Source organism: Bacteroidia bacterium (assembly GCA_039924845.1).
Taxonomy (GTDB): domain Bacteria; phylum Bacteroidota; class Bacteroidia; order DATLTG01; family DATLTG01; genus DATLTG01.
This window is the reverse complement of sequence record JBDTAC010000090.1, coordinates 1-21400: the sequence shown is the minus strand read 5'-3', so window position 1 is coordinate 21400 and position 21400 is coordinate 1. Positions and strand designations below refer to the sequence as shown.

The 21400-nt window shown below is 36.6% G+C and carries 15 protein-coding genes; 12 read left to right on the top strand and 3 right to left on the bottom strand.

Annotated elements, in window-relative coordinates; all coding sequences use genetic code 11:
• The first annotated feature begins 209 nt into the window (after nt 1-209).
• From ABIZ51_11315 to rsgA, 5 genes are all read left to right on the top strand, one after another.
• Nucleotides 210-3335 (top strand): DUF2723 domain-containing protein, encoded by a 3126-nt coding sequence (locus ABIZ51_11315; protein ID MEO7089371.1) that lies wholly within the window; start codon nt 210-212, stop codon nt 3333-3335.
• Nucleotides 3336-3343: 8 nt separating this feature from the next.
• Complete coding sequence (locus tag ABIZ51_11310; protein ID MEO7089370.1) at nt 3344-3973, top strand: polysaccharide deacetylase family protein; 630 nt, start codon at nt 3344-3346, stop codon at nt 3971-3973.
• A gap of 189 nt (nt 3974-4162) precedes the next feature.
• Nucleotides 4163-4438 (top strand): heavy metal-binding domain-containing protein, encoded by a 276-nt coding sequence (locus tag ABIZ51_11305; GenBank protein MEO7089369.1) that lies wholly within the window; start codon nt 4163-4165, stop codon nt 4436-4438.
• Between the two features lie 43 nt (nt 4439-4481).
• Nucleotides 4482-8300: a transglutaminase domain-containing protein gene (locus ABIZ51_11300; protein MEO7089368.1), complete on the top strand. Its 3819-nt coding sequence runs from the start codon at nt 4482-4484 to the stop codon at nt 8298-8300.
• 300 nt (nt 8301-8600) lie between these two features.
• Nucleotides 8601-9527 (top strand): ribosome small subunit-dependent GTPase A, encoded by a 927-nt coding sequence (gene rsgA / locus ABIZ51_11295; protein ID MEO7089367.1) that lies wholly within the window; start codon nt 8601-8603, stop codon nt 9525-9527.
• Between the two features lie 949 nt (nt 9528-10476).
• Here the strand turns inward: rsgA and ABIZ51_11290 are convergent.
• Together ABIZ51_11290 and folK are read right to left on the bottom strand one after the other, a co-directional pair.
• On the bottom strand, nt 10477-12267 hold the full coding sequence (locus tag ABIZ51_11290) for a hypothetical protein (GenBank protein ID MEO7089366.1): 1791 nt from the start codon (nt 12265-12267) through the stop codon (nt 10477-10479).
• Nucleotides 12268-12398: 131 nt separating this feature from the next.
• Entirely contained in the window at nt 12399-12881 is a 483-nt protein-coding gene (gene folK / locus ABIZ51_11285) for a 2-amino-4-hydroxy-6-hydroxymethyldihydropteridine diphosphokinase (protein ID MEO7089365.1), read from the bottom strand.
• A 130-nt stretch (nt 12882-13011) separates the two neighbouring features.
• On the opposite strand from folK, the gene ABIZ51_11280 reads away from it, so the two are divergent.
• Nucleotides 13012-13863 carry a hypothetical protein gene (locus ABIZ51_11280; GenBank protein MEO7089364.1) on the top strand — a complete coding sequence of 284 codons (852 nt, stop codon included), beginning with the start codon at nt 13012-13014 and terminating at the stop codon, nt 13861-13863.
• Between the two features lie 4 nt (nt 13864-13867).
• Here the strand turns inward: ABIZ51_11280 and ABIZ51_11275 are convergent, their stop codons facing one another.
• Nucleotides 13868-14506, bottom strand: coding sequence for an O-methyltransferase (locus ABIZ51_11275; protein ID MEO7089363.1), 639 nt, complete (start codon nt 14504-14506; stop codon nt 13868-13870).
• A 120-nt stretch (nt 14507-14626) separates the two neighbouring features.
• On the opposite strand from ABIZ51_11275, the gene ABIZ51_11270 reads away from it, so the two are divergent.
• From ABIZ51_11270 to ABIZ51_11245, 6 genes are all read left to right on the top strand, one after another.
• Nucleotides 14627-17470, top strand: a complete 2844-nt coding sequence (locus tag ABIZ51_11270; GenBank protein ID MEO7089362.1) for a hypothetical protein — start codon at nt 14627-14629, stop codon at nt 17468-17470.
• Nucleotides 17471-17651: 181 nt separating this feature from the next.
• Complete coding sequence (locus ABIZ51_11265) at nt 17652-18068, top strand: OsmC family protein (GenBank protein ID MEO7089361.1); 417 nt, start codon at nt 17652-17654, stop codon at nt 18066-18068.
• Nucleotides 18061-19251 (top strand): O-succinylhomoserine sulfhydrylase, encoded by a 1191-nt coding sequence (locus tag ABIZ51_11260; protein MEO7089360.1) that lies wholly within the window; start codon nt 18061-18063, stop codon nt 19249-19251. Before ABIZ51_11265 ends, ABIZ51_11260 begins: the two co-directional genes overlap by 8 nt.
• Complete coding sequence (locus tag ABIZ51_11255) at nt 19248-20258, top strand: M42 family metallopeptidase (protein MEO7089359.1); 1011 nt, start codon at nt 19248-19250, stop codon at nt 20256-20258. The genes ABIZ51_11260 and ABIZ51_11255 overlap by 4 nt, the downstream gene beginning before the upstream one ends.
• A 15-nt stretch (nt 20259-20273) precedes the next feature.
• Nucleotides 20274-20744 (top strand): acyl-CoA thioesterase, encoded by a 471-nt coding sequence (locus ABIZ51_11250; GenBank protein MEO7089358.1) that lies wholly within the window; start codon nt 20274-20276, stop codon nt 20742-20744.
• 183 nt (nt 20745-20927) lie between these two features.
• Entirely contained in the window at nt 20928-21359 is a 432-nt protein-coding gene (locus ABIZ51_11245; protein MEO7089357.1) for a hypothetical protein, read from the top strand.
• The last annotated feature ends 41 nt before the right edge of the window (nt 21360-21400 follow it).

Sequence of the window (21400 nt, the reverse complement as noted above, 5' to 3'; positions counted from 1 at the left end):
CCTGGTTCTTTATTCCGAAGTTTACGAAGCGCCTCTTTTTTAAAGGCTTCAAAATCGAATTTTTCTGCTTTCATATTGGTCAATTTAAATCTTTTAATTTAATTGACACACTTTATTTTACACCCTCCAAAATAGTTATGTAAATATTTTCTAAATTCGCCGACCATTAATATGATTTGAATCAAAAATTTATCTTCAAAAATAGTTCAATGACAAACGACACTCTTTTGGATAATCAATTATCCAAATACAAAAAGTTAAATAATATTTTCGGTTGGATTGCCTTTGCAGTTGCGGCATACGTATTTTTAGCAACCATTGAACCTACCGCAAGTTTTTGGGATTGCGGAGAATTTATTTCTACCGATTTTAAACTCGAAATAGGACATCCGCCGGGAGCGCCATTTTTACAAATGGTGGCACGCGTTTTATCCCTTTTTTCTTTTGGTAATGTGCACAAAGTAGCGCCTATTATCAATAGTATGTCGGCAACTTGCAGTGCCTTTGCTATTTTATTTTTGTTTTGGAGCATTACGGCAATGGCGTTTAAATTAATGACAAAAACGGGAGAGCTTACAGACGGAAAAATATACGCCATCCTTGGCGCTGGTTTAGTAGGCGCTTTGGCTTACACATTTACCGATTCATTTTGGTTTTCGGCAGTGGAAGGAGAGGTTTATGCAATGTCTTCCTTTTTTACCGCACTCGTTTTTTGGTGTATTTTGAAATGGGAAAGAGCGGTGGATGAAGAAGGTGTAAATGAAAATAGATGGATTGTACTCATCGGATTTTTGATGGGATTGTCTATTGGCGTGCATTTGCTGAATTTATTGACGATTCCGGCAATGGTGTTTGTGGTGTATTTTAAAAAATACAAAACCACACCAAAAGGATTTATCATTACAGGTATTTTATCCATCCTTGTATTGGGTGGCGTACAAGCTGGTATTATTCCGTGGATAGTATCTTGGGCAGCCGATTTCGAATTATTTTTTGTGAATGTTTTACATTTTCCATTTGATATCGGCACACTCGTTTATTTTGCTGTACTGATAGGAGCAATTGCCTTTGGTTTGTATTATACGCACAAAAAAAATAAACCTATTTTTAATACTGCTATTCTTTGCCTTTCGATGCTATTGGTTGGATATTCTTCCTTTTTAGTATTGGTGGTACGTTCTCAAGCCAATCCGCCTTTAGACGAAAACAATCCAGACAATGCCATTAATTTAGGTTCTTATTTGGGCCGGGAGCAATATGGAGATTGGCCACTTTTATACGGACCTAATTACAACTCTCCTTTAGATGTTCAAAAGCCGTATTTAGATGGTTCACCGCTTTATGTAAAAGACGAGAAAGCAGGAAAATATATTATTTCAGATGATCGAAAACAATCTTTACCGAATTACGATCCTGAGTTTTGCACTATTTTTCCGAGAATGTGGGATCAACAAGCTGACCACATAGAAGCTTACAAAGATTGGTCGCATCTTACCGGAGAACGTAAAACGTATACGGACGGACAAGGAAACAAACAAGTAATTGTGAAACCTACTTTTGGCGATAATTTGACGTATTTTCTCAATTACCAAGTTAATTTTATGTATTTCCGCTATTTTATGTGGAATTTTTCTGGCAGACAAGATGACGTGGAAGGTGTCGGCAGAAATTTACACGGAAATTGGATTACAGGAATTCCTTTCTGGGATGAGGCGAGATTAGGCTCACAACAAAATCTTCCATTCAATATTGAAAACAATAAGGGCAGAAATAAGTATTACGCACTTCCTTTATTTTTAGGACTTCTTGGAATGTTTTTTCAATTTAAGCGCGATCAAAATGATGGCTTAGTAGTATTGTTATTTTGGTTTTTTACCGGCATTGCCATTGTTGTTTATTTGAACCAATATCCGCTACAACCGAGAGAAAGGGATTATGCTTTTGTTGGCTCCTTTTACGCTTTCGCGATATGGATTGGATTGGGCGCATTGGCTATTTTCGAATGGGTTTCTAAAAAAATGAGCTCTGAGAAAACCGCTGCTATTGCAGTTACCGCTATCTGTTTGCTCGCCGTTCCTGCGGTGATGGCACATGAAAATTGGGATGATCACGATCGTTCTGGTCGTTATACATGCCGCGATTTAGCCATTGATTATTTACAATCCTGCGCTCCGAACGCGATTCTGTTTACCAATGGAGATAACGACACATTCCCGCTTTGGTACGTACAGGAAGTAGAAGGCATTCGCACGGATGTGAGAGTATGTAACCTCAGTTTACTCAATACTGATTGGTACATTGATCAAATGAAACGCAAAGCGTATTTATCGGATGCCGTTCCTTTTGCACTTACCGAAGAGCAATATCGCCAAGGCACTCGCGATTATGTTCCGTATTATCCGAAAGATATAAAAGGAAATATTCCGCTGAAACAAATCATGGATTTTATCAGCAGTAGCGATCAAAAAAACCAACTCGAAACACAATCTGGAAAATGGATCAATTATTTACCTACTCAAAATTTAGAAATTCCGGTAGATAAACAAACCGTTTTAGCAAACGGAACAGTAGATCCCGCTTTGGCAGATCGTATCGTTCCGGCGATTGATTGGACGATGAAGAAAAACTATGTAATGAAAAGCGATTTGATGGTGCTCGATTTGTTGGCACACAACGATTGGAAACGTCCAATTTATTTTGCTGTAACAACTGGTCCAGATGCGTATATGGGTTTACAAGGCTATTTCCAATTGGAAGGCTTAGCATACCGTTTGGTTCCGTTTAAATCTACTCCTCAAGAAATGCAACAAGAAGGCAGTTACGTAAACACCAAATTGATGTACGATAATGTGATGAATAAATTCAAATGGGGCGGAATGAACACTCCTGGAGTTTATTTGGATGAAAATATCCGTAGGATGACAACAGATATGAGAATCCAGATGGGAACGCTCGCACAAGCTCTTCTATCAGAAAACAAAAAAGACTCCGCTATAAAGGTTTTGGACAAATGTATGCTGGAAATGCCAGAAGTAAATGTTCCTTACGATGGCACCATGTTCTCTATCGTTTACAATTATTATCAAGCGGGAGCCAATGCAAAAGGTGCTGTTATTGCCAAACGTTTATTTGATTTGTACGAAGGCGATTTGAAATATTATTATTCGGTGGATAAAGACGACATGGCAACATACAAGCGCGAAATTGAACAAGCGCAAGATATGCTGGAACGAATGGTTTACATCACCAAAACCTTTAAAGACGATGCATTGTCGAAAAACTTTCAAGACAGAATGACAAAATTGCAACAAGGATTTATTCCTCCTTCATCGTAGTAAAATCAATGTATTTCGTACAACCTCCATATCTGTTGCGCCAGTTTTACAGCCAGCTGATATGGAGGTTTCCTTTTCAGAAAAATACAATTTTTTTAACGTTTGACGACGGACCCGTTCCTGAAATAACACCGGCAGTTTTGGATATTCTGAAAAAGGAAAATGTGAAAGCCACATTTTTTTGCGTAGGCGAAAACGTGCAAAAATATCCGAATTTATTTCAACAAATTTTAGCGGAAAATCACGCCGTTGGAAACCATACATTTAATCATGTAAATGGCTGGAAAACCAATAGCGACGATTATTTCAACAATATTAAAAAATGTGCCGATATCGTGCCTTCCAATTTATTTCGTCCGCCTTACGGAAAAATAAAAAAATCGCAATGCAAACACATACAAACCGATTATTCCATTATTATGTGGGATGTTTTGAGCGGCGATTACAATCCAAATATTTCTCCTGAAAAATGTTTGAAAAACACGATTCAGCATACACGTTCAGGCTCTATTATTTTGTTTCACGACAGTGTAAAAGCCGAAAAAAATATGTTGTACGCCTTGCCGCGATTTATTGAAGATTGCAAACGAAAAAATTATTTTTTTGAAACAATTTCTCCGCTTCAAAAGCAGGTTTGAAAAATTAATTTTTCGAGATGCTTTTATTTCGTTTAAAATATATTCGCGCAATATAAAATTGTTGAAGAAAATTATTAGGAATAAGTTATATTTGTTTAGACGTAGCAATTTTATGTTTTGAAAAATAAGCCCAAACGTGGTTGTCTAAATGAATAGAATTTTTATCTTTGAAAAAATATTTTTTCAAGTATGAAAAAGAGAATATTGATTGCTGCTGCGGCAGCATCTTTTGCATATACGCTGCCAAGTTGCAGTAGTAACGGAACAAAAGAAAATGTTACGGTAAAAACCGACACAACGGTTGTAAAAAAAACAATTCCAGCTGATACCAATAAAACGCGCGCTGTTTCGGATACTACCAAACAAGCCATGTATGAATGTCCGATGAAATGCGGAAATAAAACATTCGCAAAACCCGGGAAATGCCCAGAATGTGGCATGACATTGGTAAAAGTGAAATCCTGATTTCAAAAAAATAATTTTTGTTCCACCTAAAGAAATCTTCTCTGTGAAACGTTCCCTTAGCCTTTTAATACTCGTATTTTTTGCTTTTCATTTTTCTTCTTTTGCAGAAGGAGGTTGGGATTCTATCAAAAACAACAATGATATTGCTGCGCGACAAGCCTTCTCAAACGCCCTGAAAGCGGACAGCACAGACGTTTCTGCTTTGGAAGGAATGATTTATCTTTCTGAAATTGAACAGGATGAATTATCGTATAAAAAATACATCAATAAATTAATTGATAAAACGCACAACGAAAATATTTATTTGTTGTTTCAGGATTTGTATACGGGAAAAGACGAGGACGTGGTGAAACAAAAAAATTATAGTGAAGTTGCAAAAATTTCTGCGGAAGTAGATATTGCTTTGACCTTGAAACAAAAACGCCAATTTAGCCAGTCAGACAAAGCATACGCAGATTTATTCGGGCATTATAAATGGAGTTTTTTAGGTCCTTTTCAGGATATTTCTGGAAGCGGTTATGAAATTCCGTATCTCGTTGAAACGGATAAATACGACACGTCAAAAGCGTACACGAACAGCACCGGAATCCTTTTTTCGTGGGTAAATCCGGCATACGAAACCAACGAAGGTGATATTTCTTTCGGAGATTTTTTGCCGGACAGCTACAAAAAAAATGTTTTTTATGCGAACACTTTTGTGAATGCAAGTAAAGATGAAACTGTTCAATTTCGTATCGGACGGACTTCTCCGATGAAAATTTGGTTAGACAACGATTTGGTTTTTTCGAACAACGATCCGATTAATTTTTCGATGGACAATGAAATTGTTCAATTGAAAATAAAAGCAGGGATACATCGTATTTTAGTGAAAAGTGTGGATGCAGACGACGCTCCGAAAACATACGATTTCTTGGATTTTGAAGATGCTGTTAATGGCTCATCTGGCGGCGGAAACAATTACGGAAATTTGTTTGGTTTGGGCGATGGCGGCAACGATCAACATTTTTGTTTACGTATTACGGATACACTGGGACATTTAGAAACGTCCATACAGCCTGCAAATACTAGAAATTATACTTCTCAAAAATACGATGCTTCGAAAAAAAGTTTTCAAACAATTGATTATTTTAAACAGGAAATTACAGCGCATCCCGATAATTTATTTAACTATTATGCACTATCAAAAGCCTATATTTCCCAAGGTTTAAATCGGCAAGCAGAAGAATTTTTTGTGAAAGCATATCGTGCGCACAAAAAAATTGTTTTGTTTAAATACCTCGCTGCAAAATTATATGCAGAAAATGGAAAAATAGAAAAGTCGTACGAAATATTGGCAGACATCAACCAAGATAAAACGCCTATTTTCGGGATGTTGTATGAGAAGTTTCAAGACATTGATTTGAATACGGACGAAGATCGCTACCTCAGCGCTTTGGAAAAATTAAAAAGCATTACGCCATCCAATTACCAAGTAATAAAGGCATATATCCATTACTATGATAAAAAAGGAATGCAAAAAGAGCACGATGATTTTATCAAAAAAATGAAAGAAGCCTATCCCGTTTACACGGATAAATTAAATTACGAAGCTTCCCTTTCCGATAATAAACCGTATCAGGAAGAAACGGATAAACAGAAAAAAGAAGAGTCGAAACAGGCAGTTAGCAATACAAAAACACAATTTTTTGAAAACGATTACAACGATGCTATTGAATATTACAAAGGGAAAAACAAGTTTGATAAAGTAATAGACTTATACAACGATTTGATTGCACACGAGCCCTATGATATTTCTGCACGAAAAGCGAAAGCTAAATATTTGTATTCAGAAGAAAAATACGATGCGGCTTTGCAAGAACTTAATATTATTTTAAAAATTTCTCCGTATGAGTCGGGAACACTCGAAATCATTGGAGATATTTACAGTGATTTAGGAAAAAAAGACAGTTTGAATTATAAAAAAGCTTTGACTTATTATTTGAAATCAAAACAATATTCGGGCGATGGCAGCGGCTTAGATGATAAAATTGATCAGATACAAGGACAAAAAACCTTGAAAACATTGTTCACAGATACTAAAACGCTGGACGAGGCTTTGAGAGATACTACTTGGCAAGGAAAATACAACGATGCGGAATCTGTTATTTTACTCTACACACGTGATTTAGCTTACGACAGCACCGCACATGCAGAAGTCTATCAGCAAATGATGATTAAAATTTTAACAGCAGCCGGAGCGAAGATTTGGACACAATACGATTTCAGTTTTCTCGGAAACATCAATATGGTAAAGGTGATTAAGCCGAATGGTGCGGAAGTAGTACCGGATCAAAATGGCGGTTATATAGTTTTTAAAAACTTGGAACCAGGCGATATCATTGAATTAAACGGAATTTACAAATGGCAACAACAATCGGAATTAGGAAAAGTTTTCGCGCTCATCAGTTACCTTTCTTTCGAAGCTCCTGTGTATTATTCTAAAATGGAAGTCGCCGTCCCGAAAGGAATGTACTTGGGTTATTTGTATCAAAACATGGATAGTAATTTGGTAAAATTCAGTAAAGGGAATTACGATTTTTATAAATGGGAATACCATCTTATTCCTAAAATTGAGCAGGAAGAAGCAACGCTGGATAATTATGATTTATACGGAAGTATTACCGTGAGCTCGATTCCGGATTGGAGCATCCCCGTAAACTGGTATCAGAAAAAAACCTATCGTAAATTCGAAATGAGTTACGATGTGAAAGAAGCGATGGACAGCGTGATTAATCCGAGTATGAGCGACAGCGAGAAAGTGATTGCTATTTACAACTACGTAACGCGCCAAATCAGTTATTCGTACGTTCCGTTTTTGCAATCTGGCTATGTGCCGAAAGATCCATCGCTCACGCTTTCTTCTAAAATAGGGGATTGTAAAGATGTTGCTACGTTGATGATTACGATGCTTCGCGCGATTGGTGTGGAATCGTATTATACGCTCGTAAAAACAAATTCCTTGAATCATCAGGATATGTTGCCTTCTTTAAATTTTGATCACGTGGTGGTGTGTTATTACCTTCACGGGAAACAAGGATTTTTAGATTTAACAACGGATTTTTATCCAAGTTATGTATTGACGGAAAACGATGTAAATGCTTGGGGATTGTTGATAAAGGACGGCGTGAAAACAGCTTTGCGTTTACCGAAAGACAATTTAGATTCGCTCAAAAATTTAGTGGAATACACAGAAGATGCTACATTGAATACTGACGAAAGTATTGACATGAAAACAAGCGCGGTGTATCCTGGAATGGCTGGCGGCGCGATTCGTGAAACGTTTTCGACCATCAGCGAAGCGGAACAAAAAAATTATATTTTGGGCGCACTCGGAAAAAATGTTTTTCAAAACCTAAGTTTAACGGATTTTAAATATGCCAATCTCAATGATATTTCTGCACCTTTAAAAGCAACGTACGCGCTCAAAGCATCTGACTTTTCGGATGCCGTAGCCAATTTATTTATTTGTCGCATTCCGTACATGACCGCCATTCAGCCGAGCGCAGCCATTGCGAGCAAAGTGCGCCGCAATCGTTTGAGCGTGGATGCATTGGGAAAGGATGGTCCAGTTTTACAAAAGATAACCTTGCATTTCCCGAAAGGATATCGTTTGTTGGAAGTACCTAAAAACATTTACATACACAGTAAATACGGTGTGTATAGCGTTCACTTTAAAGCTGTAAAAGATGGACTTTACGTGGAAAAATACCAATGTTTTTTCAAAGACATTATTCCGGTAGATGAATTTCAAAACTTTAAAACGTATTATTTGCGTATCTTAAATCAAGATAAATTAAAAATTGCGATACAAAAAATGCAATAAAATAATTTAACCCAATTTTTACGGCATTTGATTCGAAATCACAGCCTTGTACTTTTTGTTTCTTTTTGATTCAAGTCAAAAAGAAAATAAGAAAAACAGTTTCGAAAAAATAGTTTTTAAACGAATATTTAGCTCCTACGGAGCTATTCTTTATTCCCACATTTACTATTAAGATTAAACTCATGCGGAGTTAAAATAAAATCATCTTCGAAAAATTATTTTTTTGAGCGCCTTTAAATAAAGCTTAATGACGAAGATTCGGAAACAATCTCTACTTTCGTTTCGGAACAACCTGATAAAATGAGAGGAAGAGTCATTAAATCAACCGGAATGTTATGCGCTGTGTTGGCGGATAACGGACAAAAAATAAGTTGTCGCATCCGCGGAAATTTTAGAATTAAAAACATAAAAACAACCAATCCTGTTGCCGTAGGAGATTGGGTGGATTTTAACATTGACCCAATTGAACAGACTGGAATCATTGATAAAATTGAGCCTCGAAAAAACTACATCATCCGTAAATCCATTAACTTATCCAAGCAAAGCCATATCATTGCTGCCAACGTGGACGAAGCCTTTTTGTTGGTAACAGTGCAACAACCTCGTACTTCTACAGGATTTATTGATCGCTTTTTAATTACTGCCGAAGCCTACCACATTCCGGTAAGTTTAGTTTTCAATAAAATAGATTTATGGGACGAAAAAGCTACCCTTGCTGCCGAAGAGCTGATTCAATTGTATCAGAAAATCGGTTATCCTTGCTATAAAATTAGCGCATTGGAAAAAAATATTTTCGAGTTGAAATCCGTTATGGAAGGAAAAACGTCCCTCTTAGCTGGACATTCAGGCGTTGGGAAATCTACTCTCCTCAATGTTTTAAATCCAGAACTGGATTTAAGAACCGGCGGAATATCGAAAGCACATCACAAAGGCACACACACCACCACTTTTGCCGAAATGCTTGAAATTGGCAACAATGGCTTTTTAATTGACACACCTGGCATTAAAGAGTTGGGAATTGTAGATATGAAAAAGGAAGAAGTTGCCCATTATTTCCCAGAAATGCGTGCGCAAATGCAACATTGTAAATTCAATAACTGCCTCCATGTAAACGAGCCGAAATGCGCTGTTATAACAGCACTCGAAAAAGGAGAAATTGCTGCTTCGCGCTACAACAGCTATTTGAGCATTATTAATGGCGAAGAAATGACGACCGAATATGAGTAGCCTTCGAAAAGATATTTTTTGAACCCTCCTTTCGCTTTACGCGGATAAACAAAATCTTTACTTCATTGTGTTGATGTTCATCTGAATGTATGACATGTTCAGCTGTGCATGAGGTAAGTTCAGCTTAATGTATGACAAGTTCAGCTGTGCGTGAGATAAGTTCATCTGAATGTATGACATGTTCATCTGTGCATGAGGCAAGTTCACCTGAATGTATGACATGTTCAGCTGTGCATGAGGCAAGTTCACCTGAATGTATGACATGTTCAGCTCCTTTTTCATTGCTGAAAAATTAATTTTTCAATCTTACATTTTCAAATCAATTCAGTTAGCTCTTGCTATTGTAAACTGAACCTACAATAAATTCCGACACTAAGCCCTGACACACATACTTAGCGACAACTTGGCGCCTACGAGGCGCGAGGCTGAAGCATTGGCTTTGTGCGATTACGCTTCGTGACCGATTAAACTTGTGAGCTTTTTATTCAAAAAGCATTTTTCCTTTATCAAACAAAGGTGTAATTTTTTATGCTTCGAACAATAATTTGTCAACCCTATTTTTACGGCATTTGATTTCGAATAAGGCTTTAGTGAACTGAAGGCGTGATGAGTTCGGGAAGTTCCGAGTGTATACGAGGAAATCACCCGACGAATAGGCTTCAGGAAGCTAAAATGAAATGAGAAATCACAGCCTTGAACTTTTTGTTTCTTTTTGATTCAAGTCAAAAAGAAAATAAGAATAATAATTTCAAAAAATATTTTCCAAACTATTATTTCGCTCCTACGGAGCTATTCTTTATTTCCACATTTAGCTATTAAGATTAAACTCCTACAGAGTTAAAAAATCAGTTCAAAAAATTATTTTTTCGAAGCACAAAAACGAAACCTAAAATAAAGGCCATAAAAAACCCACCTTTAGAGCGGGTTCTTTAAAAAATTATTTTCTCGATTATTGAATAGCAGCTTTAAAGTCGCTGTTATCTTTAAATTTCAAAAACTCACAATCAGTTTTTGCTCTGTCTTTCAACGTAGCATCTTTGCTGATAGCTGTTTTCAAGTTGTTTACCAATTCGTCTGCTTTGCCATTACGTGCAGCAGCAACTGCTTTCAAATAATAAGAAAGAGCGTCGTCTTTTGCAGTAGAAGCATCAAGTGTACTGGATACATCACCAGGATTTCCGTTTAACAATTTAGCCAATGCGGAGTTAAAAGAATTGTCTGCTCCGAAACTGCTCACTGCACTTGCGTAATCTCCTGTCATGATATCTAAAGTACCCATGTTGTAAGATACTTCAGGACCTGCACCTGTTGCATTTTTGAAATCAGCAGCAGCTGTTTTACGATCACCTTTCATCAAAGCAACAATTCCCATGTTGTTTTGGATAATTGGATTGCTTGGAGAAAGTTGATTTGCTTTTTGGAATTCTGCGTCAGCATCCGATACTTTATTTTGCATGATATCAGCATATCCAACGTTATTAGAAGTTCTCCAATCTTTGCCGTATTGTTTTTCAGCAGTTTGGTAGATATTCATTTTTGCGTTTACATCATTCGTAAGTGTTGCTGCATAAAGTAATTCTTCTACAGAAAGACTATCAGGATGCGATGTTACTAATTGAGAAATTTGAGCATCAGTTCTGCTTTTCTTTTCAGCATCAACAATTATAATTGCTCTACGCAATTTTGGAAGAATATTATCTGCCAACTCAGTGTATGTTTTAGCCAAATCTTTAATTGCTTTCATACGTTGGTCGTGATCAGAATACATTGTCAAAACACGAAGAATAAGGTCTTTGTCTTTAATATTAGAATTTTCTACTTTGGTTTTGAAACCAATCCAATCCATACCTGTATTAACTACTTTATAAAAACTTTCTTCAGCAAGTTTTGAATCAACTGGCAATTTCTCATCTACTTTATGTTCTTTACCTTTTTTATTTGCCTTTTCAACTTCCATTTTCATATTTTTGAAAGTTTCAATCATTGCTTTAATAGCTGTTTTAGCACGATCCTCAGCAAGATGCGCATTGAATTCCGTTTCGCCATCCGGAGAAGCATACGCATCTACATTAATACCATCCCAAACATAATTTTGTTGCGTTCCATTATCCATAAAATCTTTAAACTTTTTCATTTCTTCACTTTTCATTTCAGAAGGACGAACAACTGATTGGCTGATAGTGTAGAAAATACGAGTTGTATCGTGTTCAGGAATTGTTTTTTGGAAATTATCTTTTCCGATGATTGGTCTCTCATCGTTTTTTACTAACAAGGAAGTAGCGATGGTTCCATCAGCAATCTTCTTTGCAGGAAAATCTTTCGATTTTGATTTAACAGTACCAGTTGCTTTTACATCCAACTCGGCTTCTTTCATTTCCGGTTGATATGCAACAACATCTGTGTAAGAAAAGCTTCCACCGTTGTCGTAGCTAATTTTTGTTCCGCTACCAACAGCTTTCTCACCAACCAATGTTACTGGTTTCAAATCTTTTGATCCACCAGAAGCGAATTTTATACTTGGAGTAACGGTTAAGGTTACCTTTTTTGCGAAAAATTTCGCAGGATATTTTCCTGCAATCGTTACCGATACGCTGTCTCCTTTTTCATCTAAGGGATTTGGTGTAACCGTGTAAGATACTTTATCGGCATTTTTTATCATTTTCGACAAGCCATTACAACCTGCGAAAGCCAAAGAAGAACTTACAACAATGGTGAGGATTTTTGATGTTTGCTTTTTCATTTTGATACAGTTAATTTATATGTTTCAGTTTAAAATTGAGGTGCAATATTATAGAATGTTTTTCGGATAAACAAAGTTATTTTTCAAAAATAGTGCTATTAACATTTTTTAACGTCCCTGAAACACTTAGTTTAGAGCTTTCTAACCTCTAAAATGTCCGAACATTCGTGGAGCAGCACAGAAATTCTTTTTTGAAAAACAGGATGTTCCAAATTGCTTGCTATTTCAGCTAAAGGAGCCAATACAAATTTGCGTTTATGCAATTGTGGATGCGGTATTGTTAAGTGTTCGGTTTCGATTAGTTCATCGTTGAAAAACAAAATATCAATGTCCATGGTTCGAGCTGCATAATTTCCATCAGTTCTTTTTCTTCCTAATTTTTCTTCCGTTTGCAAACAAATTTCCAATACTTTTTTGGCATCGAAACGTGTTTCGATGCAAATGGCTTTATTCAAAAAATAATTTTCGTGTTGAAATCCCCAAGGTGCTGTTTCATAAATAGCCGACGAAAAAATAATTTTTCCAAGTGCTTTTGAAAGTATATTCTCTGCTTGCGAAATATTTTTTTTCCGATCGCCTAAATTTCCACCAATCAATAAATAAATTTTATTCATCTTAAAATAAATTTTTTTCGAACATCTTTTTTGCGCGTATTTTATTTTCATCAAATGTAAAGATTATTTATACTTTTATACTTTTGCAAAAATTCTCAGAAAAATAATTTCAATCGTTAAACAAAACAAGATGATCAAAAAAATAATTTTCTCTCTCGCATTTATCGGAACAATTCATTTTGCATTTGCACAAACTAATCAACAAAAAGCAGACTCTTTGGCAGCAGTTGCGCAACAAGTGAAAATAGATTCTTTGGCAGCAGTCGCACAAATTCAATCAGAAACAAATACTGCGGTGAATCAATATGCTGTTCTAGGAGTACAAGATTCTACAAAAAAGGATTCCATCACAAAACCTGAAATATATAAAGCAACGTATCGCAGCATTTTTATGGGATATGGTTTTGTTGCAGGGAAATCAGATAGCGTTGGAGATGCCATCAATTACGGAAAATCAACGGATTTTATAATTGGATATCGTTTTAAAAAGGATTTATGCAGTTTTGATGCCATTGGTTACGATGTGGATTATCACGTTACGTATAATAATTTGAAACAAGATTCTGCAAAACTTCTTCCGAATAATATTCAACACACCACGGAAAAAATGAATTTTAATAATTTCGAATTGGCTTTATACAATCGTTTTCAAATTGGAAACAGCGCACACAGTTTAGGCAGGTATTTGGATATTGGCGCGTACGGCGATTGGACGTTTTCGGTGGTTCACAAAACAACAGATAAACACAGTGTAGCAAATGCTGCTGGCGCTTCTGTTACTTATACACAAGACGAAGGTTTGGTTTTTGTAAATCCATTTAACTATGGCGTTTTGGCGCGCATCGGTTTTAATAATTGGTTGATTTATGGAAATTATCGTTTGTCGAAGGAATTTAAAACTGGCTATATTTTTCCTGAATTACCGCGTATTACCGTAGGCATTCAGCGTGAAATTTTTGGAATACGCAAACAGAAAAAATAATTTTTCAAACCAATTTTTTCGCAATCATCAATCCGTCGCGTATCGGTAAAATTAAATTTTCCACGCGCGTATCAGCAGTAATTTTTTTATTGTACGCGTCCATTGCTTTGGTGTCGCCGTCCATTTTATCGTTCGGAAAAATAATTTTTCCATCCCACAAAACATTGTCGGCAATGATGTATCCGCCTTTAGTTACTTTATCGAAAACCAAATCGTAATAAGCAGAATAATTTTTTTTATCGGCATCAATAAAAACCAAATCAAATTTTTGATTCAGCGAAGGAATGATGTTTAAAGCGTTTCCGATGCGTTGATCAATTTTATTTGCTAATTGTGCTTCGGAAAAATATTTTTTCACCATCGGTTCCAGCTCTTCGTTTACATCAATGGTAATTAATTTTCCACCTTCTTGTAAGCCGCTACACAAGCAAATGGCGGAGTATCCGGTAAAAGTTCCAATTTCTAAAATGTTTTTCGGACGAATCATTTCGCTCAACATCGCCAAAACTTTTCCTTGTAAATGTCCGCTCAACATGCGCGGCATCATCACTTTGGCGTGGGTTTCGCGATTTAATTTCTTCAACACATCGCTTTCTGGCGAAGTGTGTTCGTTCACATATTCTTCTATTTCTGCTGAAATCATTTTTTGGAATTTTTGGGAATGTGCCGACAAATCTACGAGTTAATGGTTTTCAACATGGATTTGTTTGTAAAAAGAAAATACATAATAATTTAACAATCTTCTTTTGATGACTTTTAGGCGATGAAAAAAATATTTTCGCTTGTCCTTTTACTGTGCTTATCGAATGTTTTTATTTCCTTCGGGCAAAGTAAAAAACATTCCGCAAGGCAGGCTAACAAAGACGAATCTAATCTGTTAGATAAAGCAGAATATTTTTTCGGAGAAGAAAATTACATTCGTGCACTTCCTGTTTATTTGCAATTAATTGCGATGGATTCTCTCGAAACATATTACAAACAACAAGCTGGAATTTGTTATTTGCACAAAGGCGATGAAAAAGATAAATCCATTTCTTTTTTAGAAAGTGTTTACCAACAAGATCCTTCTGCAAAAGATATTTTGTATTATCTCGGCAGAGCATATCATATCAACAATCAATTTGATAAAGCCATTGGTTATTTCAATCAATACTTAAATTCAAAACCCAAACCATCCGATGAGATGCAAAAAATGGCGCAGCGTTACATTGATTATTGCAACAATGCGAAAAAATTGGTAGCAGGAAAGGTGCATGTGGACATTCAAAATTTAGGGGCTTCTATTAATACAGACGCTTCAGAATATGCGCCCGTTGTTTCGGCAGATGAATCCGTATTGATGTTTACCTATAGAGGTCCGCGAAGTACCGGCGGTTTGGAAAATCCAAAATTAAAATCCGATACCATTGCAGGAGAATATTACGAAGATGTATTTGTTTCGCAAAAAGTAGGCGATACATGGTTGGCTCCCACAGGAATTGGAGATCACATCAACACCAAAGGACACGATGCCAGCATTGCTATTTCCGCAGACGGGCAAACTTTATTTACCTATCGCAGTACGCCAAGTGATAATGGAGATATTTATGTAAGTCATTTGAATGGAACGGAATGGAGCATTCCAAAACGATTGGGTCCGAATATCAACACCAAATATTGGGAAGGAAGTTGTTCTTTATCTGCCGACGGACAAACACTTTATTTCGCGAGTGAGCGCCCGGGCGGTTTTGGCGGGAGAGATATTTACATGTCGAAAATACAAGCAAATGGAGAATGGGGTCCAGCAACTAATTTAGGACCGAACATCAATACACCTTATAATGATGACGCACCTTATATTCATCCCGATGGCGTTACTTTATTTTTTAGTTCCGAAGGACATAACAGTATGGGCGGCAGCGATATTTTTTATTCTACACTAAAAGATAGTACGTGGTCGCCTGCCATTAACATTGGTTATCCAGTAAATTCTACGGAAGACGATCGTTATTATGTGTTGAGTGCAGATGGTTCCAGAGGTTATTTTTCATCTAACCGGCAAGGTGGTTACGGACAACAAGATATTTACGTGGTGAGTCCAGGCTTTCAAGGAGAAAAACCAATACTTGCTTTGGTAGTAGGCGTAGTAACTGCGGACGATAAGCCGGCAGATGCTACGATACGCGTGAGCAACGCGGAAACAGGCGAAATAAAAGGAACGTTTCATTCAAATTCTTCGAGCGGAAAATATTTGATTGCGCTTACGCCCGGTAATAAATACAAAGTGGCGATTGAAGTAGAAGGATTTCAGCCGCACATCGAATACGTAGATGTTAGATCCTTAGATACGTATGTGCAAGTAGCGCAAGATGTTCATTTGTATTCCGATGCGTACAAAGCGCAACACCAAACCACTACGTCGGTTGCAGATTCGTCCGAACCTTTGCAAACAAAAATTGATCAACAACTTGCCAGATACCATGCAGAAGATAATTTAGATGTGTACGAATCGGATATGTATCAGCAAATTTTAAATGAACACAGCGATGCACAACAGGATAGCATTACATACAATGTAGAACTCGGAACGTATGCAAAAGCATCTGATTTTGATTCTACGAAAGTGGCGTCGCTTGGGCATATCAACAAAAGAGTAGATGCGCAAGGACATACCACGTTTTACATCGGTCCTTTCAAAACCTTGCTAAACGCGGAAGTGATGAAACAACAAGTGTTTAAACAAGACAGTACATTCAAAAAACACAGCACCGTTACGGTAAATAATAAAGGTCAGCGCGAATTAATTCAACAGTATTATGTGGCGGAATACACGCGCAAAGGTTACGTTCCAGAATCAGATACCAAAGTGATACAAGCACAAGATCAGTCGATTGTTGGATTAAATGATGAGAAGAAATTTGATCATAAACAATTGGAAAACGATTATGGAAAATCGCATATTGATGGTTTGAGTTTTAAAATCGAATTGGGTGCTTTTAAAGATTCTTCGGATTTCAAATATGGATACCTGAAAAAATACGGAAAAATTCATCAAAAAACATATCCTGATGGAACCGTTCATTATACGATGGGACCTTTTGCTACACTCGAAGAAGCCGATAATTTCAAAAAAATGTTGATTGAAAAAGAACCGAAAACGAAAAATGCTTTGGTCATGGTTTTCTATTTCGGAAAAGAACAAACAGTGAATGAATTTTTTGATGATCCTTGTGGAGGAGACGCGCAAAAACCAGATTTCTCTTCGCTGAAAGGAAAGGATTTAAACGATACCGCTGTATATCATCAATTGATTCGTATGGGCGGACAAATTTGTTCGGATAGCTTAACGTTTGTGGTGCAAATTGGCGCGTACCGTCATCCGCAAAATTTTAAACACAAAAACTTAAACAGCTTGGAACCGCCGCCTGCCAAGGTAAAAGATTATCCGGATGGCATTACGCGTTTCACGATGCGAAGTTTTAAAACTTTGCGTCAAGCAGAACTTTTTCGCCAACAAGTAATTAAATTAGAAACGAAAGATGCATGGATAACGGCTATTTACAAAGGACAACGTGTATTGTTGCAAGATTTAATTGCGAATAATTTTTACAACGCAAGCGTCAATTAAATTCAATTTTTTTCTGAAAAATAAAAAAGGAGTTTGAAAAATTATTTTTTCAAACTCCTTTTTTGCAAGCGAAAAAAACGGCTTCAAAAAAATAATTTTTCGAACGCGAATTTTTGCGAAAAAAAATCCTACCTCCACACATCTTCAAAATCCTTACATTTGAACATCTAAAATTTTTGATATGAAAATAGAACTCAAACACATGAACGATGCTTTTCATTTTGAAGCGGTAAATGAAATGGGCAATGTTGTTCAGATAGATTCTTCTACAGAAAGCGGTGGACAACCGAAAGGCGCTGGTCCGATGCAATTATTATTGATGGGCTTAGGCGGTTGCAGTGGCATTGACGTAGTGATGATTTTGAAAAAACAAAAACAAGAAATTACGGATTTCCGCATCAGCATTAACGCAGATCGCGAAAAAGAAAAAGATCATTCCTTCTGGAAAAATATTCACATTCATTTTAAATTGAAAGGAAATATCGAATTAGGAAAAGCAAAACGTGCCGCCGATTTATCTATCGAAAAATATTGTTCCGTTGCAAAAATGCTCGAAAAAACTTCTAAAATAACGTATTCTGTTTCTGTAAATGAGTAAAAAAATAATTTCTGAGCACGCGGAAACCATTGCTATTCGTACACAATCCGAAAGGACACAACACCGCGAACATTCCACGCCACTTTATTTAACTTCCAGTTTTGTGTATGATGATGCGGAGCAAATGCGCGCCATTTTTGCAGATGAACAAGAAGGATTAATTTACAGTCGTTTCTCGAATCCGAATGCGGAAGAATTGCAAGAAAAAATTCGTTTGATGGAAGGTGCCGAAGCGGCTTATGCTACTGCATCCGGCATGGCGGCTGTATTTGCGAGCTTTATGGCTTTATTGAAAACGGGAGATCATCTGTTGGTTTCGCGCTCTATTTTTGGATCGACGCACACCGTTATTAGTAAATTTTTACCGAAATGGGGAATTGAATTTACTTACGCAGACGCAGATAAACCAGAAACGTGGAAAGCACTTATCAAAAAAAACACGAAAATGATTTTCGTGGAAACGCCTTCTAATCCAGGATTGGATGTGCTGGATTTAGAATGGTTGGGGAAATTGGCTGCGAAACATCAACTTATTTTAAATGTAGACAATTGTTTTGCAACGCCTTGTTTGCAGCGACCAATAGATTTCGGAGCACATTTGGTAACGCATTCTGCCACTAAATTTATTGATGGACAAGGGCGCGTGTTGGGCGGAATTGTTGCCGGAAAAAAAGAATTGATTCAACAGATATATTTATTTTGCAGAAGTACAGGTCCTTCTATTTCTCCGTTTAATGCGTGGTTACTTTCAAAAAGCTTGGAAACATTGCCTTTGCGGATGGAACGACATTCGGAGAACGCTAAAAAATTAGCGGAGTTTTTAGAAAAACATCCTTCTGTAAAAAGTGTAAAATATCCTGGATTGAAAACTCATCCACAATTTAAAATCGTTGAAAAGCAGATGAAATCAGGCGGAGCGATTGTGGTATTTTCTATCAAAGGCGGAATAAAACAAGGACAACAATTTTTAGATGCGCTGCAAATGGCTTCTTTAACGGCAAATCTGGGCGATACGCGAACCATTGTTACACATCCAGCATCCACAACACACGCAAAATTAACGGAAGACGAACGCAGATCAGTTGGCATAACTCCTGATTTGGTGAGAGTTTCCGTTGGGCTGGAACACATTTCAGATATTATTTCAGACATAGATCAAGCATTAAAAAAAATAATTTTATGAGCGATTACAAAACACTTCAACAATTGGTGGAGATTGATTCTCCGACAGGTTACACCGATAAGGCTGAAAAATTTATTTTCGATTTATTAAAAAGTTACGGCTTTCAGCCAGAATACACCAACAAAAAAGCGGTGAAATGCGCACTCGGAAAAAATCCGACATTGGCAATTGCCGCGCACGTAGACACTTTGGGCGCAATTGTTTCAGGAATAAAAAGTAACGGAACGCTTACTTTCTCTTCGCTTGGCGGATTGTTGCTGACGAGCGCGGAAGGCGAATACGTAAAAATTATTTCCTTGAACGGAAAAGAATTTACCGGAACGCTTTTGCTCAACAATCCTTCTGCACACGCCAATCACGAGCGTGAAACAGAAAAAAGAAATTACGATACAATGCACATTCGTTTGGACGAAGAAGTCTATTCCAAAAAAGAGGTGGAGAAATTGGGCATCAAAACTGGCGATATTATTTGTTTTGAGCCGCGTTACCGCGAATACAAAAACGGATTTATTAAATCGCGTTTTATGGATAACAAAGCCGGATGTTTTGCTTTATTTGAAATTGCTCGAAAAATAAAAGCTTCTAAAAAAAATGTTCCAGTCGAATTATTTTTCTCGAATTACGAAGAAGTTGGACATGGCGGAACGTGTGGTTATTCACCTTCCGTAAAGGAATTATTGGTAATTGATATGGGCGTTTTGGGTGATGCCTGTGATGGAAACGAAGTTTCATGTTCTATTTGCGCGAAAGATTCTTCGGGACCTTACGATTACGAAATGCGAAAAAAATTAGTGCAGCTTTCCGAAAAAAATAAAATTCCGTATCAGTTAGATGTTTATCCTTATTACGGTTCAGACGGTTCTGCAGCATTGCGCGCCGGAAATGATTTTCGTGTAGCGCTTATCGGACCTGGCGTTGCGGCATCTCACGGAGTGGAGCGCACACATAAAAAAGGAATCGAAGCCACGATAGATTTGTGCATGGCGTATATCGCAGACATGAAATAAATTTCAATAAAAAACATGAACAATAAAATCACTTTTCAATTTATCAGCGAACCAACGGACATTAATTTTGGTGGAAAAGTGCATGGCGGAATAGTGATGAAATGGATTGATCAAACGGCTTACACCTGCGCCAGAAATTGGTCAGAAACATATTGTGTAACCGTTTATGTGGGCGGAATTCGATTTTACAAACCTATCAATATTGATGAAGTAATTAAAATTGAAGCCTATGTTATTTATACCGGAAACACCAGCATTCACATTGCCGTAGATGTATATTCCAGAGGTTTCTCAGAGAAGGCATTTGAAAAGAAAACGCATTGTGTGATTGTCTTCGTTTCGGTTGATGACAAAGGGAATCCGATAAAAGTAAAAAAGTGGACTCCGAAAACAGATAACGAAAAAAAGTTGGAAGAATACGCCATCAAACTAAAATCCTTACGAGAAAAAATCAATCAGGAAATGATGCCATTTTTTAATAAATAATTACAATTTTTTTATACTGCATTTTTGCTTTTGAAAAAATAATTTTTCGAGAACCGATTATTCTTTTTTTTTATTTCTACTTTTCAAAGACAAAAATTTGCGAATCTCACATATATATTTTAATATTGTAAATTGATTATACGTTATTGTGAAAAAATAAACTAATTTTTCAAAAAAAATTCAATGAAAAAACCAATCGGATTTTCCAAAAAAATATTTTTCATACTCGCTATTTGCTTTGCGGGGATGTTTATAGGCAAAGCAGCCTCCATCATTGCCAATAGCAATACGCTACTTTTATCAGGCAAACACGTGGAACTTATTATTGGCGTATCGAACATAAGTTCAAAAACATTTACGGCTGTAAAAACCAATTTGTCCGCAGTTTCGGGAGTAATTGTAAATGCATATTGTCCCAAACAAAAATGTTTTTTTTTAAGTGTGGATAGATCCATTCAGCACGATAATTCTGCTATTATTACCGCCATCACAAATGTAAACTCAGGTTTAAAAGTATTTATAAAAACAGGTAACGCGGCAGATGTAGAAAGTCATTGTACAAATATGATATATTACCAGCAAGGTACAAATCCTGCTCCACCAAATAAAAATTAAAAATCTTTCTATAAAAGAATCTACACATTAAAATACAAAGC